General features: G+C 58.7%; 16 protein-coding genes and 5 pseudogenes. 4 read left to right on the forward strand and 17 right to left on the reverse strand.

The genetic code is table 11. From position 1 onward, the window contains the following. Nucleotide 1 precedes the first annotated feature (1 nt). A pseudogene (locus ACEN42_RS39400) lies at nucleotides 2-1,265 on the reverse strand (MFS transporter). A gap of 154 nt (nucleotides 1,266-1,419) precedes the next feature. Next, nucleotides 1,420-2,739 (reverse strand): tetratricopeptide repeat protein, encoded by a 1,320-nt coding sequence (locus tag ACEN42_RS39405; protein ID WP_371884485.1) that lies wholly within the window; start codon nucleotides 2,737-2,739, stop codon nucleotides 1,420-1,422. A gap of 163 nt (nucleotides 2,740-2,902) precedes the next feature. Between ACEN42_RS39405 and ACEN42_RS39410 the strand changes: the two genes are divergently transcribed. After that, nucleotides 2,903-3,739 (forward strand): helix-turn-helix transcriptional regulator, encoded by an 837-nt coding sequence (locus ACEN42_RS39410; RefSeq protein ID WP_371884486.1) that lies wholly within the window; start codon nucleotides 2,903-2,905, stop codon nucleotides 3,737-3,739. Between the two features lie 166 nt (nucleotides 3,740-3,905). Here ACEN42_RS39410 and ACEN42_RS39415 read toward each other — a convergent pair whose 3' ends face one another. The 3 genes from ACEN42_RS39415 to ACEN42_RS39425 all read right to left on the reverse strand — a co-directional run bounded on the left by ACEN42_RS39415 (nucleotide 3,906) and on the right by ACEN42_RS39425 (nucleotide 7,875). Further along, complete coding sequence (locus tag ACEN42_RS39415) at nucleotides 3,906-5,117, reverse strand: amino acid permease (RefSeq protein WP_371884487.1); 1,212 nt, start codon at nucleotides 5,115-5,117, stop codon at nucleotides 3,906-3,908. Between the two features lie 66 nt (nucleotides 5,118-5,183). Further along, a complete protein-coding gene (locus tag ACEN42_RS39420) occupies nucleotides 5,184-6,506 on the reverse strand; it encodes an IS256 family transposase (protein WP_371884672.1) in 1,323 nt (440 codons plus the stop codon). Further along, on the reverse strand, nucleotides 6,472-7,875 hold the full coding sequence (locus tag ACEN42_RS39425) for a transposase (protein WP_371880217.1): 1,404 nt from the start codon (nucleotides 7,873-7,875) through the stop codon (nucleotides 6,472-6,474). Before ACEN42_RS39425 ends, ACEN42_RS39420 begins: the two co-directional genes overlap by 35 nt. A gap of 191 nt (nucleotides 7,876-8,066) precedes the next feature. Between ACEN42_RS39425 and ACEN42_RS39430 the strand changes: the two genes are divergently transcribed. Further along, nucleotides 8,067-8,318 carry a PBPRA1643 family SWIM/SEC-C metal-binding motif protein gene (locus ACEN42_RS39430; protein ID WP_371880216.1) on the forward strand — a complete coding sequence of 84 codons (252 nt, stop codon included), beginning with the start codon at nucleotides 8,067-8,069 and terminating at the stop codon, nucleotides 8,316-8,318. A gap of 224 nt (nucleotides 8,319-8,542) precedes the next feature. Here ACEN42_RS39430 and ACEN42_RS39435 read toward each other — a convergent pair. Next, nucleotides 8,543-8,752: pseudogene (locus ACEN42_RS39435) on the reverse strand (amino acid permease); the annotation flags it as partial. Between the two features lie 198 nt (nucleotides 8,753-8,950). After that, entirely contained in the window at nucleotides 8,951-10,201 is a 1,251-nt protein-coding gene (locus tag ACEN42_RS39440) for a MalY/PatB family protein (RefSeq protein WP_371884488.1), read from the reverse strand. Between the two features lie 333 nt (nucleotides 10,202-10,534). On the opposite strand from ACEN42_RS39440, the pseudogene ACEN42_RS39445 reads away from it, so the two are divergent. After that, nucleotides 10,535-10,756 (forward strand): annotated as a pseudogene (locus tag ACEN42_RS39445) (LysR family transcriptional regulator); the annotation flags it as partial. Nucleotides 10,757-10,826: 70 nt separating this feature from the next. Here the strand turns inward: ACEN42_RS39445 and ACEN42_RS39450 are convergent. From ACEN42_RS39450 to ACEN42_RS39490, 9 genes and pseudogenes are all read right to left on the reverse strand, one after another. Next, nucleotides 10,827-11,243: pseudogene (locus ACEN42_RS39450) on the reverse strand (hypothetical protein); the annotation flags it as partial. Between the two features lie 276 nt (nucleotides 11,244-11,519). Next, nucleotides 11,520-14,006 (reverse strand): glycogen/starch/alpha-glucan phosphorylase, encoded by a 2,487-nt coding sequence (locus ACEN42_RS39455; protein ID WP_371884673.1) that lies wholly within the window; start codon nucleotides 14,004-14,006, stop codon nucleotides 11,520-11,522. A gap of 1,079 nt (nucleotides 14,007-15,085) precedes the next feature. Beyond that, nucleotides 15,086-15,415, reverse strand: a complete 330-nt coding sequence (locus ACEN42_RS39460) for a hypothetical protein (protein ID WP_371884489.1) — start codon at nucleotides 15,413-15,415, stop codon at nucleotides 15,086-15,088. 236 nt (nucleotides 15,416-15,651) lie between these two features. Next, complete coding sequence (locus ACEN42_RS39465; protein ID WP_371884490.1) at nucleotides 15,652-15,864, reverse strand: hypothetical protein; 213 nt, start codon at nucleotides 15,862-15,864, stop codon at nucleotides 15,652-15,654. Then, the gene (locus tag ACEN42_RS39470) at nucleotides 15,861-16,106 is read right to left on the reverse strand and encodes a divalent metal cation transporter (RefSeq protein WP_371884491.1); all 246 of its coding nucleotides are present in this window, start codon (nucleotides 16,104-16,106) and stop codon (nucleotides 15,861-15,863) included. Before ACEN42_RS39470 ends, ACEN42_RS39465 begins: the two co-directional genes overlap by 4 nt. A 120-nt stretch (nucleotides 16,107-16,226) precedes the next feature. After that, on the reverse strand, nucleotides 16,227-17,954 hold the full coding sequence (locus ACEN42_RS39475) for an HAD-IIB family hydrolase (RefSeq protein WP_371884492.1): 1,728 nt from the start codon (nucleotides 17,952-17,954) through the stop codon (nucleotides 16,227-16,229). A 384-nt stretch (nucleotides 17,955-18,338) separates the two neighbouring features. Continuing rightward, the gene (locus tag ACEN42_RS39480) at nucleotides 18,339-20,378 is read right to left on the reverse strand and encodes an alkaline phosphatase family protein (protein ID WP_371884493.1); all 2,040 of its coding nucleotides are present in this window, start codon (nucleotides 20,376-20,378) and stop codon (nucleotides 18,339-18,341) included. A gap of 1,252 nt (nucleotides 20,379-21,630) precedes the next feature. Next, entirely contained in the window at nucleotides 21,631-22,365 is a 735-nt protein-coding gene (locus ACEN42_RS39485) for a sulfatase-like hydrolase/transferase (RefSeq protein WP_371884494.1), read from the reverse strand. Between the two features lie 154 nt (nucleotides 22,366-22,519). Next, nucleotides 22,520-22,816 (reverse strand): annotated as a pseudogene (locus ACEN42_RS39490) (hypothetical protein); the annotation flags it as partial. A 622-nt stretch (nucleotides 22,817-23,438) separates the two neighbouring features. Here ACEN42_RS39490 and ACEN42_RS39495 point away from each other — a divergent pair. Continuing rightward, complete coding sequence (locus tag ACEN42_RS39495) at nucleotides 23,439-25,223, forward strand: phospholipase D-like domain-containing protein (protein ID WP_371884495.1); 1,785 nt, start codon at nucleotides 23,439-23,441, stop codon at nucleotides 25,221-25,223. On the opposite strand, the gene ACEN42_RS39500 is transcribed toward ACEN42_RS39495, so the two are convergent. After that, a complete protein-coding gene (locus ACEN42_RS39500; RefSeq protein WP_371884496.1) occupies nucleotides 25,211-25,465 on the reverse strand; it encodes a hypothetical protein in 255 nt (84 codons plus the stop codon). The genes ACEN42_RS39495 and ACEN42_RS39500 overlap by 13 nt on opposite strands. Nucleotides 25,466-25,479 lie beyond the last annotated feature (14 nt).

Consider the following 25,479-nt stretch of genomic DNA (forward strand, 5'->3'; position numbering starts at 1 on the left):
TTCAATCTCCTTGATCCGAGACGGCCTTGCGACGCGATGTGAGGGCGAATGCAGCCAGGCCAATCGCCGGGCCAGGAACCAGAAGCCAGGTCGCATCCAGTCCAACCCGCTGCAGGAGCGCCGTTGTCGCTGCGATGGATAGCACCGTAACGGCGAAGCCGATCGAGTTCTGAATGGCAAGCGCGCTGCCCACTAGAGTCGGCGGACATGCCTTCGCCGCAAGCGCCGAGAACTGGGGCGAGTCAGCCACGACCGAGGCGCCCCATACCGCCAGCAATACCGCGATGGCCTCGGGGGAAAGATCGCGCCATCCAAGCGCGAAGGTCGTCCCGCACAGACCTGAAAATTGCCAAGGCGGCCACCGCTACCTTCGCGCTGCCGATATGGCGAGACAGGATGCCACCCGCCAGAGAACCCAAAGCGCCGATTCCAATGACGGCAAACGACATCGCGGAAACACTGAGGCCGGGAAAGCGGATTGGAAGCGACGTGTGCGCGATCAGCAGCGGGACGGCGGCCCAGAACGCATAGAGCTCCCACATGTGACCGAGATAACCAAATGTCGCGGCGCGAAACTGGCGGATCCGGAATGCGCCGAGCACCGACGAAGCGGGCGCCGGTTTGCCACGGGCGCTCTTTGCTACCTGCGCTTTGATCGCCGAGTGCGGTCCATCGCCGAGTACGTGGATGACGAACGCGCCCATCACCGCAAGGACCGAGGAGGCGGAAATGATGAGCTGCCAGGCAAAGCCAGCGCCGACCACACGCATCGAATGAGGAAGTGCGGTGCCCAGCACCAGCATCGCCACGAGTTGCGCGAGCGCCTGGCCGGTGCGATTCGGCGCCCACCCAACAATCAGCTTCATCCCCATTGGGTAGATGCCAGCAAGACAAACGCCCACGGCCAATCGGCAAATCGCCCCGCTCAACAGCCCCGACGCAAGCCATCCGAAGCAGAGATTGAAGATCGCGCCAGCTATGGCGCTACAGACGAAGATCCGGCTGGCGCGAAAACGGTCTGCGATGCCGCTTAGTGAGATCGTCAGCGTGCCGAGGATAAAGCCCAGTTGCACTGCATTCGTCAGCCATCCAATATCCGAGGCGCTCGCGTCCCAGACTTTCATCAGGTCGGACGCAATGCCATTGGCACTGAACCATAGTGCCGTTCCGAAGAGCTGCGCGATCGCGATGGTGGCAACCGGACCCACTCCCTCCACGAGCGCCTTGCGAAGCGTCGTGGCCCGCCCGGTTACGCTTGAATTCATCATACGTCCACTTGCTTACATCCAACATTGAAGACCAGCCGCGCATTGTGTTGGCCCTATACGGCGCCAAACAACGACTTGCCGTGCCGCGGACGGCTCTGAAAGCAGGCGCGGATATCGAGGTCGCCTTCAGGGCCGTCTGCGCGTTTGTGAGCTAAACAGTCATCAGCTGATTCAACCAGCGCGCGTCTCGCGGCGACGGCCGACGATGTAATCGCTTTTCAAGAAGTGCGTGGGCTTTGGCACCCTGCCCGCTACGCATGAGCGATATCAGCAACGTGTCTTCGACGATTTCGCGTTGAGCACCACTACCGCCGATGCGCACGACCTCACGTGCGACAGGCGCCAAAATTTCCGCGCATAGCGCGTAGTTTTCTTGAGCGAATGCCACCGCAGCGCGGCAGATAGCCGGCACGACCGTACCTGCCGGCAGGGTTCCTGCCTCGATGAGTTTTCCGAGCGCCGCCACGCGCTCCTCGACCGCAGCTTTGTCTCCCGTCGCTGCGGCGACAAGGGCCATGTGGAAATCGGCGAAGGGAAATCCAGGCTGCTTAAAATATCCCGACGCATACTTCGCCGCGTCGGCCCACAACCCGGCCGGGACGGAATGCCCATAGGCCTGCACGCGCCAGAGGAACGACGCAGTGTCACTCACGACGTTCACGGGGACGCCGCTCGACGACGGAGCAACATGCTCGTTATAAATTTCGATAGCGCGCTCGGAATCGCCCCGCTCGAGCGCAATGAGCGCTGCGTGCCACGCAATATGACTGTGCAGAACGCCGCTCTTATCGTACTCGGGAAGCCAGCCGGTGATCACCCGCTCAGCGTCTTCATTGGCGCCAGCTTCATACAGCACATGGGCGACCGCATGGACGGCATTCACATTCTGTCTGCGCAGTTCGAGCGAGCGCTGGGTCAACTCTCGGCCAAGCGGTACGTTGCCGTTCTCCCCATGTGCCCAACCGCGATACGTAAGAAACCACCAGTCGTTGGCATCGAAGTGCCGCGCATGACGTTCGCAAAGGTCAACCCGCGCCTGGTCATGGTCGGCCATTCCAGAAAATGCGAAGAGACCGAACGCGCCAAGCGGCATCGACAAGATAACGATGTCGCGCGGCCACTTGTCGGTGTGGGCGAGAGCCGCTGCCAGCGCCTTTGCTGACTGACCATTGATGGCAAAGGAAATGACTTCCACATGGCTGCGCTCGCGCTCTGTTCCGTTGCGAGCGACGAGTTCGGCCGCCTTCACAATCGTCGCGCGAGCCTCAGTCAGCTCCGCTCGGATTGCTTGCAGTCGCGCGCGCGCGGCATAGGCGAGCGCAAAGTCCGGATCCGCTGCAATTGCTTCATCGAGCGCCTCGGCAGCGCCAGGCCAAAGCGACAAAAGCAGATCCACGCCCGCACGATAACGATCGGCGGCAAGGTCAGAATTCGTGGAGAAAGGAAGGTCGTATCGGTCTTGGCGAGACATAGCGCTGGCAACTCCGGTTAAAGCGGGACGCCCTGAGGCGGCGATCGTAGACGCACCGGGGCAGTGTTTCCCTTCTGTAAGCAACATTAAATCAACTCCTTCATTGACTGTCTTTCGACGAATAGCCAAGTTATATAGAATATCCGTCAACGTGGAGACGGACATGAACTGGAAGACAATCGAGGCGCCACCTGGCATTGCCCCCCCTGCGCCGCTGAAGGTGAGAGCGCAATCGATTCCGGCGCGCCACTTCTTCGCCGAGCATTCACACGCATGGCACCAGATGGTCTACGCAATCTCCGGGTGCCTTACCGTCATTTCCGAAGGCGGTTCGCTGGTTATCTCCCCAGAGCAGGCAATCTGGTTGCCCGCCGGACTGCGCCATCGCGTCGGCTCCCTCCTTGGCGCGGAATTCCGAAGCTTGTGGATTTCAGATACCGTTGGGCCAACACTTGCCGACCAGAACCCGACGGTGTTTGCCGTCACTACACTGTTGAAGGCGCTCATCGTCGAGGCGACGGACATCGAAGGCCAGAAAGACGATGACGGCTACGCCAGTCGAATCACGCACCTGATTCTCGATCAGTTGCGTCGTGCGCGCCCGCTTCCCACTGCGCTTCCGTGGCCGCGAGACGATCCTCTGATACCACTCTGCGAGGCCCTATACGCCGATCCGGCAGACCCGCGAGGGCCGGAAGACTGGGGAAAGATCCTTGGGATGTCCGAGCGCACACTGGCGCGGCGCTTTCTTGCCGATACGGGAATAAGCCTGCGTTCATGGCGTCGACGGATGCGTTTGTTCAGAGCGATTGAACTGCTCGGGGGTGGCATGGGTGTAACGCGAACAGCAATGGAACTTGGCTATGGATCCACATCGGCGTTTGTGTATGCGTTTCGCCTGGAGATGGGGAGCAGTCCACAAGCTTATATGCGCGGCCGCGGCAGCGACGTAGCGGAGCCCGTTTCAGTCGATCCGAAGTTGGCCACAGAGAGCCACTGAAGGGTTAAACAGCGGGTCCGGCGGAAACTGAATCAGGCAGCTCTGTAGTCCCACTCTCGAACGGCGGCTCGCTTCGGTCTCCCGCTACGAACCGCCGTTGCTGCATGCTACTTCGGATGCAACCGTCGGGCGCTACATCTCTTTGTCACCGATGCCCGAAGAACCATTAAGCCAACAAATCCTTTACCTCCGCTGGCTCCGCATTGGCGGCATCCTGCGCCGCTTCCTTCCTCACATAGAACCGATAGGCGATATACACCACAAACACCCAGATTGCCGATACCACCAGCGACATGCGCATGTCCGGCAGAATCGAGATGCCGACCATCACAGCAGCAATGAAGAACAGGGCGATGTAGTTTCCATAAGGGTAAAACGGCATCTTGTAGGAGATCTGATCCGCTTCGCCGTTCTGAATCTTGAGCTTCCGGAACCTGAGGTGGCTGATAACGATGGAACCCCATGCGCAAACTAGCGCAAACACGGTCACCGACGAGAAGATCTCGAAGGCCTGCTCTGGCATCATAAAGTTCAGCCCGACGCCCGCGAACATCGTCACGAAAACCATAAAGATCGCGCGGTGCGGCACCTTCCGGCTATTGGTCACGCCCAGCCACGCGGGCGCGTTCTTCTGCAGTGCTAGGTTATAGAAGGTACGGCTATTGGTGAAGACACTAGAATTGACCGCAGACAATACCGCCGTCACCACGACCAAATTCATAATACCTGCTGCCGCCGGAATACCGATTCGTGAAAACACATCGACGAACGGGCTTCCCTTCGTGGTCAACGACGTCCACGGGAAGATCATCAGCAGGACCGCAATGGCGCCGACATAAAAAATCAGTAGTCGCCAGAAGGTCGCACTGACCGCCTTCGGCATCGTCTTTTTGACATCCTTTGCTTCGCCAGCGGCCAGTCCAAGATTCTCAACGCCGCCAAACGAGAATGCGACCATTACAATTGCGAGAAACGCTCCGCCGACCCCCTTCGGGAAGAAGCCGCCATTATCGACCAGATTGTGGTAGCCGACCGGCACTCCGCTGTTTCCGATTCCGAAGAAGATCATGCCGATGCCAAAGATGATCAGGGCGACGATGGCTGCGACCTTGACCAGTGCAAACCAGAACTCTGCCTCACCATAGAACTTCACACCGACGATGTTGACAACGAACAGAAGCGACACGGCGGCGCCAGCGGTTATCCAGATAGGTATGACTGGAAACCAGAAATGAACATAGTTCCCCAGGGCATTTAATTCCGCCGCGCTCGTCGCCAACAAAAAGATGAATGCGTTCCACCCATTCAAAAAACCTGCGAACCGATGAATATAACGATTCGAGTATGAGATGTACGAGCCCGAAACAGGCTCTTCCACTGCTAACTCGCCCAGCGCCCGCATGAGAGATAAAGTCAAATGTGGTGTTTGGAGAGTTTGGTCTGATCAGGCGGCAAGCGGTTGCTGAGCCGGTGTGCTGTCAGTCACCGGTAGCCCGTCTTTGAAAGGAACTCCTTCGAGCAGGGAGGCGACTTTTTCGGGCGCACGAATGCGCCGCCACGATTTTTCCGCCGACTCAATCAGCTTGAATGCGAGGCCAAGGAAGGTCGGACGCGAAACGCAATTGCGCGTGCGAGTTGTTCGATGCCGAACGGTGGCAAAGGTCGACTCAATGGGATTGGTCGTTCGCAAGTGCTGCCAGTGTTCGGCAGGAAAGTCATAGAAGGCAAGCAACTCATCACTGTCTTTTACGAGTTTCTCCGTCGCCTTCGGATACTTGGCCGCATAAGCGTCAATAAAGCGGTTGAAGGCCGCGAGGGCTTCCTCGCGTGTGGCGGCTTGCCAGATCTCCTGCAGGCCAGCTTTGGCCCGACCATGCTGGGATTTAGGCAAGGCGCTGAGAATGTTTCCAGTCTTATGGAACCAGCAGCGCTGGTGCCGGGTCTTTGGAAACACTTCAGCCAATGCCGCCCACAGACCCATTGCCCCATCGCCGGCCGCGAGCAGCGGACCGCTTTGCAGGCCTCGTGCCTTCAGATCCAGCAAGAGCTCGCACCAAGCGTCCTTCGACTCGCGGAAACCATCGCCGATCGACACGCGTTCTTTCGTTCCATCAGGCTTGACGCCGATGATGACCAACAAGCACTGGCCGTCCGAATCGTCGCTGCGCAGCCCCGTGTGGATGCCATCGGCCCACCAATAGACCCACCGCGCGTTTGACAGATCACGCTGATTCCACAAAGTGTGCTCGTCGGCCCACTGAGCCTTTAGACGGCTGACCACATTGGGCGAAAGACCTTTGGCCTCTTCGCCCAACAGCACGCTCAGCGCCTCGCCCATGTCGCCGGTCGACACGCCACGTAGATACAGCCAGGGCAATGCCGCCGACACGCGGGGCGACTTCCGAATGTAGGGCGGCACGATGTTCGAATTGAACTTCACACCCGAGCCCGAGCGATCGCGGACCTTCGGCACCTTCACGGTGACCGGGCCAATCGCGGTCACAACCTCGCGCTCAGGCAGGTAGCCATTGCGAATCACGGCCCGTCTTCCATCGAGAGTCTTCACGTTGTCGTAGCGTTCGAGCAATGTCGTCAACTCCGCCTCAATCGCTTGCTGGATGATCTGCCGGGCGCCTTGTTGAATCAAATCGTCAAGGCCGCTGGGCCGTGCTTCCGATTTACCCGCGCTCGTTTCTTCTCTCGAGAGTGCCGTGTTCGGCGCGGTCTTGAAGCTATGTGGCCAGGCGGAACATCTCGAAGTTGTCAGGGTCCTGCCTTTCGGCGATGAATTTCGCAAAGAAATTGGTTTTAGTGCTATTCACGAGAAATTCGGGCAGGCATTGGCGTAGTGCATTGGCGACGACCAATTCCGATGGGGGGATGCCGGGGCGGATGGTGCGCAGCCAGGATGCAAATGAACTCCAGACGAGTGAAGGGAACACCACTGCCAGGTACTGAAGCAGTCCCTGACAGATAATGCCGGCCTGGATGAAGACGTGGTAGGCGTGTGTCTTGCGCTTAATGGCGTTGCGGTACTCGAGGGATTCGCGATGAAGGTATTGATCGCGGTTTTTGCGGCCAAGCGGCTTCATGTCTTGCATCCAAAAGTGGTAGGCGAAAGTGCCGATCCGATGTACCGCCTGTTTGAAGGTGTGTTCGATCTTGAAGCGCAACCCGTACAAGCGAATGATCTGGATGGGATCGAGGCTGAGATCGGTGCACATCAACAGGCACGAACCCCTGCAAGGGTGAATCACTGCCACGAAGCGAACCACCCGTCCTCCGCACGCAGGCCACAGTAGATCGCGGACACGATACTGAATGGTGAGGTCGTGCTCGCCATAGACAGGGCTGGCGGCTGATTTCGAGAACTGGGGTTCAGCCAGGAGCGATTTCAGTTTGACCTTGTCACCGTAAAGTCTGGGGCGGCCTCGTTTGCGCGGTCCTTGCTGCAGGTACGGGACATAGGCGACTGCATTGGATTTCACGCGTGTGACCAGGTGGTTGTCCTGATCGCGCAGGCCTTTGACGATCTTGCGAGCAGCGTAGTAGGCATCGGCGACGAAGTAGAACGGCTCCTTCACCGAGACGATATCCAGCAGCGCAATCATCTTGTCGAGCAAGGTACGCCGATCGCGGTTGGACCACACGAGACCTTCGTGAATGCGCACGGCCAGCGGTATGGCAAAGACGCTCTGGGCGGCCCCCACGAGTATGCTGACCGCCTGCATGGAGTGTCCCATTATGTATTCGGGCTTGCTGTTGGAGTCGGACTGTTGATGCAGCAGTTTGACGCCGGGCATCTTCTTGCCGGACTTGGCCACCTTGATGCCGTCTCCGACCAGGACGCGCCGGCCATTGACGCGTAGCGGATCCGGGAACAGGCGCAACACCGCCTGAGTCCACAGCGCCGTGAGCTGATCGAGTTGCACGGCGTTGCTGTGCAAGCTGTCACGCAGCTTGTTGTACAGAGCAGGTCGCAGCTTGAGTGCACGCACGACGCTGGTCACGCCCAACAACTCGGTGCGCACCGTGAAGCCGGCCACGACGGTTGCGAACCACATGAAGCTGCGCAGGCGCGAGAACGCCGGGCGCAGTAACCAGATCGCGTCCCACCAAGCCATCCAAAGCGTCATCGTTAGTCTTCGAGCTTTCGTATTGACTAGTTTGCATAGTACTACTAAATTAGTAATCTAAAGAACGGCAGTTGAAAAAACTGCGCCGGGGAGGTTACGAATGTTTTAACCAACCGTACAGGCTTATATGCTGCACGAAACGGGCGTCAGGTTTAATCTCCGCCCCCTTAACCGCAATCACAGGATCGAACATGCCAAAGATTGGCTCAGAACAACGACCGATCATTGTCCGAGTGACGTCAGATGATCGTGCTCACTATGTGGCGCGAGTATGCCAGCAGAACGGCTGGCATTACATCATTGGCTTCGAAGGTTCAGAGGACATTTCTGACCTTGAGAATGCGCTCAATCCACCGTTACCCATGCAGTCCACGAAGGTGGAGCGCAATATCCCATGTCCCTGCGGCTCGGGGCGCAAATACAAGAAGTGCTGCGGCTCTTAGGCGAACGGGAGTGGATCGCCGAGAAGTGGACTGACGCTCTCGATCGTCGAATCGAGACCGTGAAAAGGGCGAGCAAGAACTCGGCACTCTTGAGTTCTTCTGTAACCTTCTTCATTGGTGGTGGATTCCGGTTTGGCTGGTTGTTACTCTGGACAAGCAACATTCTCAGCTAAACCGCCACCGCCTTCAAATCCCTGCCTCACCCAAACACCAGATCCGACCATAACTCCCCGCATGACGAAATTGATTGCAATAGCGGCGAGGATATACACGAGCAGGATCGCTGGGCCCGCTGTCCTGATGGCCCACGACGATCCATAGAAGAGTCCAGTTCCGACTGCGCCGCCAATCGCGATCATCTGAATGTGGCGGTTCTTCAGTTCGCGCTTTAAATCTTCCTGCTCGTAGTTCTGAGCGCTGTTTTCATTGCTCATGTCGCCTCCATATGAGTAAGCTCGTTTTTATTATTGAAGTGATGTTGAAATGGTTTGAACGTAGTTTTCGTTGTTTCCCGCTTCGTTTAGTAGTGCGATTCGTTAATCTCCTATTCGGGGGCGATAACGCTGCGTCTAGCACTCGCTGCGCGAAGCCAGAAGATCGTTGCAACGCTTCCGGCAACGCTCGGCGCGGCCCTACACGGCGGCTAACGCGTTCGTCAAACGGCAGATGGCTTCATCAATGATCGACCGGGGGCAACCGAGGTTTGCGCGCATGTACCCATGACCTTCAATACCGAACTTCTGCCCTTTGTCGAGCCAGAGTCGAGCTTCGACCAACATAAATTTGTTGAGCACGTCCGCGTCCATTCCAAGGCCCCGGCAATCTATCCAGGCGAGGTACAGCGAGTCCGTTGGCAAGACTTCAATCTTGGAAGTGAGGCTGTGCACGGCATTGCGGAAGTGCGCTTGATTCTGACGGATGTAGGACACGAGCGCCTCCACCCAAGGCTCACCGTGCGTATAGGCCGCTTCAGCCGCGACCATGCCCAGGGTATTGACCGACTGATACATGTTTCGGTCGAACTGCCGCCGAAGTTCTTCGCGCAGACGGCGGTTCGGCACAAAAAGGTTCGCGCTCTGCAAACCAGGCAAGTTGAAGGTTTTGCTCGGTGCCGTGCACGTGATGCTGTTCTCGGCGAACGCCGCGCCGAGCGATGCGAACGGAATATGTTTTTTGAGCGGATTAATCACGAGGTCTTGGTGGATCTCGTCCGAAATCACAAGAACTCCATGGCGCATACAGATTTCACCCATGGCCTTCAGTTCGGCTTCAGACCAGACGTTACCGGTAGGGTTGTGCGGGTTGCTGAGAATGAAAAGCTTGGTGTTGTCCCTGATCGCCGCCTCAAAAGTCTTTTCATTGAAGCGATATTGCGTGCCGACGCGTTCTAGCGGTGCGTAGGCGAGCTGCCGCCCGTTCAATAAAACATCCTCATGGAAATGCGAATACACAGGAGGCTGGATCAGGACGGAGTCGCCTGGCGACGAAAAGGCCTGAATGGAGTTCTTGAGCGCGGTAATGATGCCGCTCGATTGCAATACCCAATCGCTTGCGACCTCCCAACCAAAGCGTCTTGCCTGCCAGCCGGTGACCCCGTTGACATAGCTCTCAGTGGCGCCGCGCGAGTAGCCGAAAACGCCATATTCGACAGCCTCATGCAGCGCGTCAATGACCGGCTGGGGCGTACGGAAGTCCATGTCCGCAACCCACATCGGCAACGGATCAGCGGCATATTCGTCGGCTGCAAGGAGCCTTTCGGCGAATGCCCACTTCAGTGAATTCGACTTCTTTCGATCGATGACGACGTCGAACTCTGATCCAAAATCCCTGTGTGCTGCGCCGCTGCCCTGCGACTCGAGATGAAGCTTCACGATAGTTTCCATCCGCTGAACGGCACGCCGGTGGCGTGACTCCTATTGCGGCTAGACTAGCAGCACGAAATTCCAAGCAACAATGGTTCTTTCTCACGGGTCTGTGAGCGTAGCTCATGGGTCGGATACGGCCTAGTCACAGCACGGCTTCCAGGCAGCAACCGCCGCTGAAAGACGCGAGATCTGATGCAAGCCCGACCGTCACTACGCTACCATCGGATGACGAAGCCGATCAGATCCTCCTCCTGCAGATGGACGACGACTCCTCGTACGAGGGTTCTCCGCCATTAACTCGCACCTTGCAACTGCTATATTGTTTGCAACCCGCTAGCACTACTTTTCTTCATGAAAGCGCCTATTTTCCTCAATGCGATGAGAGCCTTCGAGGCCAGCGCACGGCATCAAAGCTTCTCGGCGGCCGCCGCCGAGCTCAACGTTACGTCGGCCGCGGTTGGACAACTCGTCCGATCACTTGAAGAAATGTTAGGCATGCCGCTCTTCCATCGCGGCACGAGTGGTCGCTCCAGACTGATTCCGACAGAAGCCGCGCAACGCGCGTTGCCTGACACGATGCGTCACGAATACCGGCCGCCATCCCTTGGCCCATAAAGGGCGGCGTCTGATGCGCGGCATCTCCCAGACCACTCAGCGCTTTGCCGCGCAACACCACCGCCCACAACAGAAAACGTTCGAGTTCCTTGGTGTACGCGCGCAGCGTTTTGGGCTGATCGCGATAGCGGTTCAGATACGCGCGCACCGCATCGAGATCGTGGTTCGCCTCGATGTAACAAAACTCGGTCGACCGGTTTTCGCCGTCGGCACCGGAGAGCGCGTGCGGTACCGCGAGTCGCTCGAGGGGCGCCAGGGTCAGTCGGTCGGTAAGCCGATTCTCCGAATCCGAGCCGCCGCTTGGACCACTGCTTGGCCCGCTGCTCGGGCCACTTTGTGTCACCCTGTTCGCCGGCACGACCTCGACGAGTTGGGCCGCGACTAGCGGCATGCCGTCCTGCTCAACGGAGTCGACGTCGGCGTCGATCGTTAGTCGCAAGCTTGAGGAGTGGCTGCCACACCCGTCCCCTTGGCTTTCAGCCAGCGATGGCTCTCACTCGACGGGATGCTTGACGCATTCGCCGGGACTTCTGCTCTTCGAGCGTGCAGCAATTCCTGCACTACCTCAGACGGAATCTCGTTAAAAATTCCCGGAAAGAATTTTTGGTCGCGGCAACGACCAGTCACCATCCGTATCCATTTCAGCATCGATCCGTACAAAGATATTTTGCCAGACCTTACCGTACCGAACGTCGAGCGCCATGTATAGGCGCTTTCAGGGTCACCGGTCGAGGGCGATCTTCACTGGTCCGATCTTCCAGATCCGCTCGCAGTACTCGCGGATCGCCCGGTCCGAGGAGAATTTGCCCGCATATGCGGTGTTCAGTATCGACATGCGGCTCCAGCGCGGCACGTCCTGCCAGGCGGCGCTAACGTCGTCCTGGCGCGCGACGTACGCAGCATAATCGGCGAGAACAAGGAACGGATCGGCGTGCAGCAGATTATCGATCAGCGGCCGGAACACTTCCCGATTTCCGCGTGAAAAGTGGCCGCTTCCAATCACCTCAATTGCTTCATGCAGTTCCTGGTTCGCATCGACATAATCGCCCGGCCGGTAGCCTTCACGTTTGACGCGTACCACGTCGTCCGCATTGAGGCCGAACAGGAAGAAGTTGTCGTCGCCAACCTCTTCGCGAATCTCGACGTTGGCGCCATCGAGCGTACCGATCGTCAATGCGCCGTTCATCATAAACTTCATGTTGCCAGTGCCCGAGGCCTCCTTGCCGGCAGTAGAAATCTGCTCGGAGAGGTCCGCGGCCGGATAGATGAAGTGTGCATTCTTCACATTGAAATCCGGAAAGAACACGACCTTCAGGCGACCGTTCACGATGGGATCATCATTGACGACTTCCGCGATCCCGTTGATCAGGCGGATCATGAGCTTCGCCATCGCGTATCCAGGCGCAGCCTTGCCGCCGAACACGAAACAGCGAGGCGTCAGCGCGAGTTGCGGATCGCGCCGCAGGCGCTGGTACAGAGTGACGATGTAAAGCGCGTTCAGATGTTGCCGCTTGTATTCGTGAATCCGCTTGACCTGTATGTCGAATAGCGCGGTTGGGTCCACCACGATGCCCGTCGCGCGTTTGATCTGTGCGGCGAGCTCCTCCTTGTTTGCCTGCTTCACACGGCGCCAGCGCTCCTGAAACGCGGGGTCGTCCGCGTGCTCGTCGAGCTCGCGCAGCCGGTTGAGATCGGTCGCCCAGCCCTCGCAGAGTGTTTCGTCGAGCAGGCTTACAAGGCCCGGGTTGCTGAGCATCATGAAGCGGCGCGGCGTGACGCCATTGGTCACGTTGTGAAAGCGCTCCGGCCACAGCTCGGCGAAATCCCGCAACACGGTCTCTTCGAGCAGCTTCGAATGAAGCGCCGCGACGCCGTTGATCGCGTGACTGCCGACCGTCGCCAGATGCGCCATGCGCACACGCTTCGCACCGTTCTCGTCAATCAACGACATGCGGGCGATCCGCGCGTCATCGCTCGGGTATCGCTGCCGGACCTCGTTGAGGAAGCGACCGTTGATCTCGTAAATGATGTCGAGAAGGCGCGGAAGCAAGTCCTGAAACAGCGCCAGCCCCCACGTCTCGAGTGCTTCGGGCAAGAGTGTGTGATTCGTATAAGCAAGCGTGCGCCGTGTGATCTCCCACGCTTCGTCCCAGGCCACTTCACGTTCGTCGACCAGCAAGCGCATCAGTTCGGCAACGGCAATCGACGGGTGGGTGTCGTTCATCTGCGCGGAGAACATGTCGGCGAGGCGACTGATCGGTTCGCCCTTCAACGCGAGTAACCGCAGCATGTCCTGCAATGAACACGAGACGAAGAAATATTGCTGCGCGAGCCGCAGCCGCTTGCCGGCCTCCGGTTCGTCATTCGGATAAAGCACCTTCGACAGCGTTTCCGACTGCACCTTTTCGTGCACGGCCTCGTAGTAATCGCCGGCGTTGAAGTCCTGCAGGTCGAATGATTCAACCGCTTCGCTCTTCCAAAGTCTCAGCGAGTTGCATGTGTTCACGCGAAAGCCGGTAATCGGCGTATCGCAGGCTACGCCCTTCACCGTGTAGGCCGGAATCCAGCGCACCACGAACCGGCCATGTTCATCGGTTTCGCTCTCCGTGCGGCCGCCGAATTTCACGTAGAACGCAACATCCGGGCGCAGGATCTCCCAGGGGTTTCCTTTCTGGAGCCATTTGTCGGTGACCTCGACCTGCCAGCCGTCACGAATCTCCTGGTCGAAGATGCCAAATTCATAGCGGATTCCGTAACCGATGGCCGGAATTTCGAGCGTCGAGAGCGAATCGAGATAACACGCCGCAAGGCGCCCGAGTCCGCCGTTGCCGAGACCCGGTTCTTCTTCGATCGCAAGCAGGCTCTCGAGCTCGATGCCCAGCGCCTGCAGCGCATCGCGCGCGTTGCCCTCGATACCGAGATTGATCAGATTGTTGCCGAGCTGCGGACCGATGAGAAACTCAGCGGACAAATAGCAGGCGATCTTCGCTCCGTGCGCGACATACGTGTGCGTGGTCGCAACCCTGCGTGTCATCATGCGATCACGGACAGCGTAGGCGAGCGCCATATACCAGTCGTGTGGCGTTGCGATCTCGGGATATCGCGCCTGAAGACATATCAGGTTGTCGACGATATCGCGCGTCAACGCCTCGACGCCAAGACCGCTCCGGGTATGTTCAGGGCTGATCCGTGGATTCGGGGTAGACATGTCGTCCATGATCGATCCTTGTTCTCGCTGTGCTGTCAGCCCGAACTGCTTCAAAGCGATAACGGGCCAGTGCACATAGACAAGGCTGTCGATCAACGCGATGCTTCGGCGATCACCCTTGCTATGCGTTTTGCAAGGATGTTCCGGTTGTGTGTCCGGCGGTTGACAGAGAGTAGGCGTAGTAAATCGTGCGGTCACGAGCGAAACACTATGCCCGAGCGTATTGCGAAGCCACGGCTGTCCCTTGACACAGCGTTCGTGGACCGGTTGAAGATGGCCGCCACAGGATGGGGCCCTCTCGCCGGCGTCTCAGCTGGTCGATTCCAGCCGCCACGATTTGAAGGCTCATTTCTGAGTTGAGAGAAAGAATCTCGCGATCGACCCAGAAAGAAAGTTTTCGACGCTCGCGGTCAAAAACGAAGTAAGTCCTGAAAAGGTCAGATCGAGGTTGTGTTGCCGGCAGCGACGTTGCCCGTGGCGCAACTCCACGCCAGCGACTGTGTGTGCTGTTACCACGTTCGTTTCTTCCGGGGCTTCGCACGGGATAGGTCCGAGAGCAGCCATTTGGCAACGGTCTCAGGTCTGTCCAACCCATAGTCGACGAATTTGATTTTGTCGTCAAAGTAGACGACGACCGTTTTACCCATGACGCGGTATCTTCCCCTCAACCGCACTCCATCGTGTTCAATCTCGACCGAGGCCAAATCTCCGCAGCTTGTTTCCATCGTATTCCCGTTTCAGACGTGGGGCGTGGACGCTACCCGAAAGCCACCCAGCAAGTCAACCCCCGGGCCGCTTGATGGATCTGAATATACTGGGCAATAGTCTCGAATGACGCCTGCGTATCCTCTGCGATAGCTCGTACGACGTCCTCGATGTTTGAATGAGCCATTCGATGCTCCTCCGGTGAAAGTTGGCGACGTCCGAGAGAGGCGATTTAACCTGCACAAGGCCGGTTATGAACGCTTTCGTGCGGATCAGCTCGTTTGACGAGAGCACTACGACAGCGTCGGCCGGACGACGAAACGACGATACATATTCTTACGGGCTCGGCGATCCGTCGGCTTCGCCTGCGGTCGCTATTTTGACTTTTTTGTTCCCCCCTTGTCGTCTGTCGACCGGAGCGCCGCGTTGGCCATTACCAGCAGCGCTGCGTCATGGTCGCGCAACGTGGCGTCGACTGCTTCGAAGGCCACGTTTAACTCGTTCTGACCGAGCTTCGTCGAATTGCCTACTTCCCGGATGGCGTCGGCTTCCTTTTTCAGTCTCTTGACGAGCTTCACGGCGCATCGGCTATCCAAGCTTCCTTGGAGGACGAAAGCATTGATCTGTAAAGCGAGCGCGGCCAGCGTCGTTTCAGTTGTTTCATTCGAGCCGCAGATACTGTCGGCCGGTGATTTTTTGCTCATCAGAGTTCTCCAATCGATCACAGTGATTCCGGGAAAAGTGGATCTGCCGTATATCCTGCTACACGGACATAGAGTCGTTGATTGTATTCCGGAAGGTGGGGTCATCCTCTTCCTATTCGGCTTCCCCTCACACAGCGTCGGGATACTGAGTCGTCCTCGGAAGTTCGGAACGAGGCGGAGTTCTCCGACCAGTCGTCATTCGCCATCGCCAGCAGGCGGTCCCTCGGACGTCTCCTTCACTCAAAACCGGTCGTCCACCTATGCACCATGCTCGACGGGAGTGGAACAACGGCGGCGACGAAGCTTAACGTGACGAGGCCGAGCAGTGACATGCCTTTTTCGATCAGCCCGAATGTGCCACGCCACAGCACGAACCACGCAAGCATCGCGATGGGCAACGCCCACCATGCGTGCCGAATGCCGGTGGCCATCTTCGGCGCGACGCTCACGCCTCCGATTCGGCCGACAGAACCAGCGTATTGACAATGACGAGTCCGATGAGGGGGAACAGAAAGAACTTGATGCCGAATCGGTCGCGGATCCCGTCGGCGATCGTATGCTGGCTCACCGCGGAGAAGCGCCCGGCCATCTCGGTAAGAGAGATGAGACATACCGTGCCGACCACGATTGCCCAGCCGAGCTCGAAGCGAAACATGGCGCCGCCCTGTGCCGCCGTCGCCAGCGATCCCATCTCCAGAAACCCCCCGTCACGACGCCCAGACAGATTTCGAGCAGTTTTTTCATTTATCTGGCTCCGCCGGAACACAGCCGCGCCTTCGCTCGGCTTGTCGCTGACGATCGATCGATTACACTATTCAGCTTTTGTGTATCGCCGTTCTATGGCCGCACGAACCTTTTGCCGGCTCTCCTGAATATCCGCTTCAGCCGCGTGTTCAATGCCCGCGATCTCCTCCGCTAGTTCCGGGTCCTTGATGCCATCTCGCAACCAACGAGAATAATCGTTTGCCCGAGCATGGTGACGCCACGTCTCTTCATCGACGCCTTCGCCGAGCTGACAGAACATTTCCAGATTCTGGGCCCGCAGGTTAAGCGCGCCGTCCGGACCACGAAAATAGAAGCTGATATCCTCACCGAGCGTACCTGTGGCATATTTCCGCAAATGTCGACGATGCTCCTCGCTTGGCGGGATCACGTGAACCGGCGCAGGCCGTTGTCCCGCACCAATTGGCCAGACCAGCGCGCACCCGGTATCTAAAGCGGCAGGAAGACCCGCCGGGGCAGCCAAGCCAGTTGCTGCCGCAAATTTCGTCACAGTATCCCCGATGGCGATTCCGAGCGCGACCAACCATGTCGTGCCGACAAGCGCGGATTTCGCCATATGGTCGGGATGCACGGTGATGAAGGTGACCCGATCGAAATCCGCCGGCAAACTCTTGGCCATTGATTCGTTTTCTGAGGGCATCATATGATGCGCCTCGTCAATTACCAGCCAGTGTGGCCGACCGGTTCGCGCGCGAAGCTCAATCAGCTTCGGAATCAGGGACGACAAAAAATCCGGACGGTCGTCCAGTGGCAGTCCGAGAAGATTGACCGCCACATTGCGATCCGGATACTCGAGAAGCTCGGTCACGTTTTGCAAAGAGGGCGACCGCTTGGCATCGCCGATGCTGGTAACCCCTGCAAAACCCTCATAATCCCCTTCGGGATCGATGATGCAATATTGCATGCCGGCAACTGCGAGGCGCTCAAGAAAGCCCTGCGTGAATGTGGATTTTCCACTTCCAGAGGTGCCGCAAATCAGCATTCGACCTGGTTGACCGACCGGCATCGAAACCGGTTCGAGTTCACTGGAGTGCTCGCCCATCACTGTGCCGAATGCCACCGTATGACGGTCGCTACGGGCAATGTCCGCCAAATCGTCCTTCAGGAGGTGATCCACAAGTTCGACGACACCCGCCCCCCGCGGGGAGTCTGTTATCCAATCTGCTGCCGCCTTCAGCATTGGAACGGCATTCGCGACGGCGACCGAGCAGCCGCAGGCGTTGAGCAACGCATGATCGTTCTCGGCGTCGCCTACGCCCACGACATTGATCGAAGCTAAGGATAAATTGCGCAGCGCGGCCTTCAGCCCGCTGGCCTTGTTGATCCCCGGCGGCAACACCATGACCGCGCCCTTATTGAAAATGATCTGCAATTCAAGCCCGAGATCCTTGATGGTTTCCAGCACGATGTCTTGGTTTGGCTCCCAAGTGGCGACGATCACGTGACCGACGGACAGAGGCGTGACGCCACGGTCGCGAAGCCGGTTGACGAATGCAGCCGGCGGCGGCTCAGCCAATAGATCGACCGCTTGGGTCGCGGGCCGATAGATAACGCCCCCATTTTCGGCGACAACCTCGTCGAAAATGTCCAGACGGGGGCAAACCCGTTTTAGGTCCTCAATCTCCCTTCCGGTGACCAGGATCAGTCGTCGTCCGGACTCGCGAAGGCGAGCCAGCGCCTCGAAGGTGGGGTCCTTCACTACCCCGTCTTCTGCGATCGTCCCGTCATAATCCGTTGCAAGCGCGTGGAAGAACATGGCCGCACACCGTATTGGATTGATACAAAGGAAAGCAAGCATCGACTGCTTCAACGAATCTCAGTCAGATTCTCTCTGAACCTGCCATTCCGCGCTCTGCGAATAGGTCGGTCGGCGCGCAACGCATCCGACAGGCAGCAGCAGCGGCGGCGCAGATACCGTACCTGACCAGTTCATTATGGGATTGATCGGGGGGCCTTCGCGGACGCGGGCCGGCACGCAGCTTTCGGTGCAGCGACCCGTTACCGACAATCAGGCCAAAAGGTGCGCAGCATAGACATCAGAGTTGAACGGTCGCTCTGCACCTGCTACCTATTTACGGACGATTGTTTGCGGCGCATGAAGGAAGAAGGGCCACCGAAGTGGCCCGACCGATCGCGAGGCTCAGAATGGCAACATGCCCATGCTGCCCGGCGCATTGTCATCGTCCTGCGAATCGTGGCCGTGGCCGTCATCGTGACGGTGATCATGATTAAATCGGAACGATTGGAACAAATCGCCTATTGCAGGCGCATTGACCGGAACATAAGGGTTATCGGGCTGCTGCACGGGATTCGGCAGATTGTCGCGGCTGCGCGATGTGATCGGCGAGAGCTTCCAGTTGCGGTCGATGAATTTGACGATCGACGCATGATCGGCATACTCGTGAACCACACGCCCGCCGCGCGAGTATGGCGACACCACGATCAACGGAATGCGCGGGCCGTCGCCGAAGAAATCGACCGGCTGGATATAGCCCGAGTCGTAGTAGCCGCCGCCTTCGTCCGTCGTGATGAAAATCGCCGTTGATGCCCACAACGTCGGATTATTCTTCACGGCATCGACGAGCTTGCGCGTGAATGCCTCGAACAGACCGAACTTTGACGATTCGGGATGGCCGTCCAGCAGGCCGCCGGGTTTCACGAACGACACCGCAGGCAAGGCGCCGCTCGATATGTCCGCATAAAGATCGCTCGTGTCCTGGAGGTGCGCTTTCACGATATCCGGCTTCGTCATGATGGCGGTTTCATATAGGAACGGATTGCAGATGTTGCAATACACGCTGGTCGATGATTGCGCGACGAACGTCTGCCAACCTTCTCCGTAGTACTTCCACGAAACGTTCTTTTCGAGCAAGGTATCGCCGATCGTGCGAACCGGCGAAGGCGGAATCGTAAAGTCGGTTGTGTTCACGCTGCCGTTGCCGTTATAGCCCGGGTTGTAGTTGTTGAGCAGATACCACGTGCCCGGCGCGCAGTTCGCATCGGGATGATAAGGCAGCGAATCCAGATATCGACGCACCGCGCCGACCCCCGGCTGGCTCCTGTCCGAGCAATTGCTGTATGTGCCGCCGGAATAGCCGTCTTGCGTGTACCAGTTGTTGGTATTGGCCTGCGGGCGCGGATTTTCGATCTGAAGCTGCGGGGGCTGGGTGGCGCTCCCCTTTCCGTCGGTGTAGTAGAGCGCGTCGGCCGTGCCGATCATGATGCTGTTCGCGCCTGTGCCGCCCATCACCGGTTGATGATAGTTGTCGCTGATCGTGTATTCGCGCGCGAGCTGATAGAAGTACGGCATGTCGCCCGTATTCACGTTGTAGTAGCCGAGCGCGGTCGCGCCTTCACCCGTCGACTGATCCGTGAAATTGGCCGGTAACGGGCCGCCGTTCGATCCGGCGCCGACCGACGTCTCGACCCACGCGAAGAGATCCATCTTGCAGCCGCTCGGGTTGTCGCTGGTGGCATGAGCGACGTTGCAATCGGACTGCTGCCAGTTCTGATAGAAGCGGTGCACGGGGCTGTTCATGTACTGGTTGTAGTCAGGACCGACACGGGAGATCTGATAAGGGCCGTTCGGAAGATCGAACGTGTTCGCGCCGAAACGCGTATCCGGAACCTTTTGCGGCAAACCTGTCCCGCCGTACGTCAATTGCCTGATGTCCTCCGGATAGAGCACGGCGCCTTCCGCCTTCTGCGCCGCCGCGTAGGTCGCGAAGGGCGGCGGGCTCGTGTCGGTCGTGCTGGGCGTATCGCTTCCTTTGGTCGCCGTTGAGCCCGTATTCGGCGCGGGCAACACACTGTACAAGTGCTTTTCGTGCGGGCTGAGATCGAAACGTTTCGGGTTCTTCGCCACCGCCGTGTATTGCGCGGCCAGCGAGAAGTTGGGGCCGGGCTTGCCGTCTTCAGTGACGATGCCCTTGGACAGCAGGTTGGACACGCTCTGACCGTGACGCGGCTTGTAGACACCGAATACATGGTCGAACGTTCGATTCTCTCCAACAATGACGATCACGTGCTTGATGGGCGATGCCGTGTCCATCGACGCATCGGGCATTTGCGACTGACTGTCTGCGAGACCCGGATAGATCGCGCTTGCGATCGTCAAGGCGAGGCTGGCCACGCTCAATGCGAAGCGGCCCGGAGGAAGCCTGCTTTTGTCCACGCTCATAAAAGCTCCTTGCGAAGTTGCCGTTTGACTTCGTTTGTAAGGCGGCTTTCATTCGTTACCGCGCATTACACGGAGCACCTTAGAAATGAATCGTGACGCTTGCTGGAACATTTGGATTCAAACTGCCTGCACTTTGCTGACGGACGCGAAGGATTTGTGTTCACGCCGCGCATTCCTCGCCGTTTCGCTTTGGCCGAGGGCATCGTGCAGGCCCGACGGGGCGGTAAGCTATTCTTAACAAATGCTTAAGCGCGATGCCGTGTGCCGAAGAAAGCGGCGTGATCGGAGCGGATTGCATCTCGAACCCGATCGGAAATAGTCGGCTTGCCGTAATCCACGACCCGCCTCGATGTCAGGTTGGATTTGCAAAAAAAAACCGTGCTGACCGCTGACGGCGTTTTCTTCGATCAAAGAGGCCCATGAACGAGCGAAGAGTCAACGCGACCGCACGGAGTTCGTTTGGAGAGGGCTGCTTGCAGGAAATCGGGCACAGCATGGCGAGTGGGAACGCCCCACCGGGTTGATCGAGGCTCTCGAGAACACGCAGCGATGACTGCCGACGCGCGTTCGGTCATCGCCGCGTAAACCGCGGTGAGCATGATGCGATCGGTGATATGAGCTTTCTCCGTTTCTGAAATCTATCTCTTCGAGTCGATGCAATCTCTTCGAACACGTTACCGAGGCTTTCGTCTGATTGCATCTGCCGGACCTCGGCGGGACGGCCTGCACACGGCCAGCATTAGGATCGAAAGGCAAGGCGGCCAAGCCCGCACGTTCCATGATCTCGACTTCTTCTATGACAACGTCGAAGCCGTCAAGTATGCGACTTTGTGGGGTCGTATCTGGATCGAAGCGAATGTCCGATTTCCGACATAAGCGGCGCACCGCTCGCCGACCATCCGACCACGAACCGGATAACCCCTACACCCTCACTCCGTTTCGCATCGCTCGCGCCGCCGCCGCGCCGTACCCAGGCGTCAGTCCGATGAACCCGTGTTCGAAGTCCCGGCGTATCCGCGCGTGCTACGTCGGGTTCAGCCAACGGCCCGGCCGCATATCGCCCGAGAATCCTAGTTTCGCGTGTTCTGACGAAAAGGGGTCAGCCGGGCCCACGGTTTTCACCTAACGCATGTCGATACTTCACAAAAAGGCCGCCTGAACCGTGTAGGAAAAGGCGGGTTGCTTTTTCGGATCGCGTCATCGATAGTGCGGTAGGCCGGTAGGCCTTTCGACCCAGGCAACCCCGATGATGCTAGACGTCCCCGATCTTAAACGGCAGTTCGAAGTTCCCCCCGCTGTTGATCAGGCTGATGTACTCGAGATACCGCGACTGCGCCGTATCCTGCGCGGCGACGAATTTCCCTGGGAGCGGGGCCTGCAGCTCATTCGGAAGGATGTCCTTCATCAACTGCTGATACAGGTCCTGCGCCGCGCGCGAACTAGACTGATTGTCCAGCTCGAGCCTCCCATGTTCGGTTCCGTAGTCGTAATACTCGAGATCGCTCGAACCGCTGATAGTGGTCGTCGATGGCGCCCAGTACGAGTACGTCCCGAGTTTGCCGGCCTCAGTTCTTACGCCAATGATGTGCGATGCCGATGAATTGAAGTTGTACACCTCGGGCACGATCTCATCAGATGCAAAGACCACATACGGCCGGCCTGGCGCGCTCGCGCTTTTCAGCATCGGAAGCATGTCATGCCGATTCCCGTACATCTGCGCGTAATCTCCAGTCATCCAGCTTCGCGTACCGCCGTTCGCAATTGATGCCAACATCGGCAGGATGTCGACGGACGACGTCAGGCCGCTGCGAACGACATCAAGATCTCCGTTGTACTGCCCGGTCGGATCCACGACGATGAGCGGGACGTTAAACGCCTCCTCGTAGCACGTCCCGGTCTTACCCGAGATCAGGCCATGGGCGCCCGCATAGTCGCCATGGTCCGAAGTCAGAACGATAATCGTCTTCTTCGCGACCGCAGGCGGCAATGCGTCAACGGTTCGCTCGAAGGGTCCGCCTTCGGGTCGGTCTGAGCATCTGACATGCTGGCCTCTCTTAACTAGTGGTAACACGACTGAAGAGCACGCAGCATGCCGCGGGTTCGGGTCCCTCGCGGCTCTCAACGCGCGCTAGCCTGTTGGTCTAGGGCTGCGGAACAGCGGTTCTGTTTCCCGGCACGATCTGCGGCTGGAAGGAAAACACTTCGCAGGAACGGGCATCGACGAAAACTTTCAGCCAGTGCACGTCGTTGTTGCCGTTGGCCTGATTGTCGCCGAACGTTTCGACGCGCAGGAAGTTTTCGAGTCGCCGGCCTTGGGCATCCTGAAATGGCAGGTCGATGCGGAAGTAGTGCGAATCGCCGTGCACATAGGCGACCGGCTTAAACGCGACCACCTCATTGCGTAGTGCAAGCAGGAAGTCGCTATAACCATCGGGGGACGCGCCGGGAGCGGCGGGATCTGACGCCTCGAACGCTCTGAAGCCTCGTCGATAGCCCTCGCCCATCGCGTGCTCGTGACGTCTAAAAGCCACGGTCGTTTCTTAGACATCCTTGATCCGGCCGGCGCATACCGTATGGTCGCCGCCGGTGCGCCAGCGATCTTGATGCGTCAGTTGCGACAAGTGCGGGCCGTGACTTGCCTGGTAATAGCACATGGCGCGTCGGATCGCCGAGCCTTGCCGGGGCGACAATCTAGGCGAGCGGAAGAGAACCCGTTAATGGATTGCATACGCGCCCGGTCTAGACGTGGCGGAGAGCTTTCGATATGCCCATACAGCGTGCATGCGGGACAAAAGAGCGATGTACGGCCGGCCGCTTGGCGAAAGCATTTTCGCGGCGGCGACCTGGTTGATGTGGTCCCACAGCCGTTCGAACCCTTTCGTCGAACTGGTCTGTTGTCAGGCGCGCGCTGAGGAGATCAGCGAGATCGCGTTCGAACTCCTGAATGCTGCGCAGAACGTGGGGTTTGCTCAATGGACGTTGCCCATAATCTAGCATGTCATCGTCGAGACATGATTTGTCACGCGATGGGTCTACTATGGCCGCGCTTCGGAGAAAAACATGGCCATCGAGATTCGCGCTTATCTTTCGCCCACCCTCGTGCTGCTCGCGCTCAACTGGGAAGACGGCAGAACGCGCCCCGATTTTCTGGGCTTTGCCATCCGGCGCTCGCCCGGCTTCTGGTCTGCCGACGGCACATACCGCGAAGCACACAGCTGGTTGCCAAACCGCCTCACGTTCGAGGGCCCAGTGCGCGCCGGACACGCCGATGCGCCGTCGAACCATGCGCCCATTCAGAAGTTCATGTGGTGGGACGCGCGTATCGACGAGCCGGATCGGGAAACGTCTTTCGAGTATGTCGCGTACCCGGTCGTCGACAGTGTCGAGTCGCCGCAATTGCTGGACGACCAAGCCGCCACGCTGAAGGTTACGCTGCCGGCGCATATGGAGGACGGCATTGGCACGTGGTTCAATCGTGCCGTCGTGAGTTCGCAGGCGTTCTCGCGCAAGGTCGCCGCGATGGGCCTCGATCGCATAAAGCCCCCGCCCGCGGACAAGGCGCGCGAACTGCGTAGCTGGCTTGCCAACGATCTGAATCAGAGTTTCACTGCCGTCCTCGAAGGCGCGACGCGCGCCACGTCGGCCATCTATCACCTGACCGACAATCTTTGGGTGATTCCCGCGCTGAAACGCTTTGCGCACGCGAACGGCCCTCACGCAGCCGCCGTCGTCTACGACGCGCACCCGGGCGATGCACCGAAGGGCGGCGCAGCCACACCGTCGCCCAATCAACCGGCCGTCGACGCGCTTGGCGACCAAATCGATTTTCATCCGCGCCGTGCCTCGAACATCATGCACGACAAGTTCATCGTGACCGACAGCCGCGACAGCAACGGGCAACCCGCGCGGCTGCTTACCGGCTCGGCAAACTTCACGACCGAAGGGGTGACCGAACAGGCGAATCTTCTGCACCTGTTTCAGTCGCCGACACTCGCTCAACACTATGACGACCGCGCACGAGAGCTTTCCAGCGACCCGACGCTCGCGGCTACCCGAAAGCTGCACGATGGTTGGAGCGAACGAGTTCATGTCGGCCGCGCGTCGGTGCGTGTGTCGTTCGCGCCTGAGCCGACGACCCAGCGAACGCAGATCGATACGATTGTCGAGGCGATCACCCGCGCGCAGCACTCGGTCCTCTTCTGTCTGTTCTCGCCAACCGACGGGGCGCTACGCAAGGCGTGCTTCGACGCAGGCGACAAGGGCCTGATGATGTTCGGGCTCGTCAATGCCATCTCTGCACGCGCGGCGCAGACAGGAGAAGACAAGCAAGAAGACGGCGCCATCCTGAACGCGTCCGAACTCGCGGCGGTCGAGCTTTATCACCGCAGCCGCACGAATCGCGATGTGATCGATGGCAAATTCTTCACGCAGGCGACGGTCCCCGAAGGTTTCGACGTCGAGATGCGGCAATTTCCAGGCGAGAAACCGCCGCCGTTCCCGCCGGTGGTCGTGCATCACAAGTTCGTGGTGATCGACGCGGAAGGCGCACAGCCGATCGTTTATTCGGGATCCGCGAACATGAGCGAGAACTCCGAGCATCGCAACGACGAGAACTTGCTCGAGATCCGCGATGCGCGCGTCGCAGGCATCTATCTGGCGGAGTTTCTGCGGCTATACGAGCACTATCGCGCGCGGGCACTCGCCATCGCCGCGACGACGCATAGCACGGACAAAACGCCGTTGCGCCTGCAGCGCGATCGACGTTGGGCCGACAAGTATTACGTCGACGGCAGCCCCGAGGCGAAGGCTCGCCTTGCGCTGTCGGCCAAACGTCAAACGAGCTGAAAACGTGGGTGGCTGGCCACATAGCGCTCGAGGAAGGTCTGCAAGTCAACAGAAGTCGGGCGCGTTCCCCATGCGCTGCCACCGCTTAACGATGCGAACGCCATCCATGAGTCCGGCGGGCCGATGTCCTCAAAGACAGTCGAACCTTCGAAGATGAGCAAGCGCCCGGTCGCAACCTCGAAATCCGCGGCTATCTCGCGAGTTTCCACGCGCACTACCGCCAATACGGTCTGTGTCTTCACGGTCGTTCTCGTCA

The sequence above is a fragment of the Caballeronia sp. S22 genome (assembly GCF_964261745.1).
GTDB lineage: Bacteria > Pseudomonadota > Gammaproteobacteria > Burkholderiales > Burkholderiaceae > Caballeronia > Caballeronia jiangsuensis.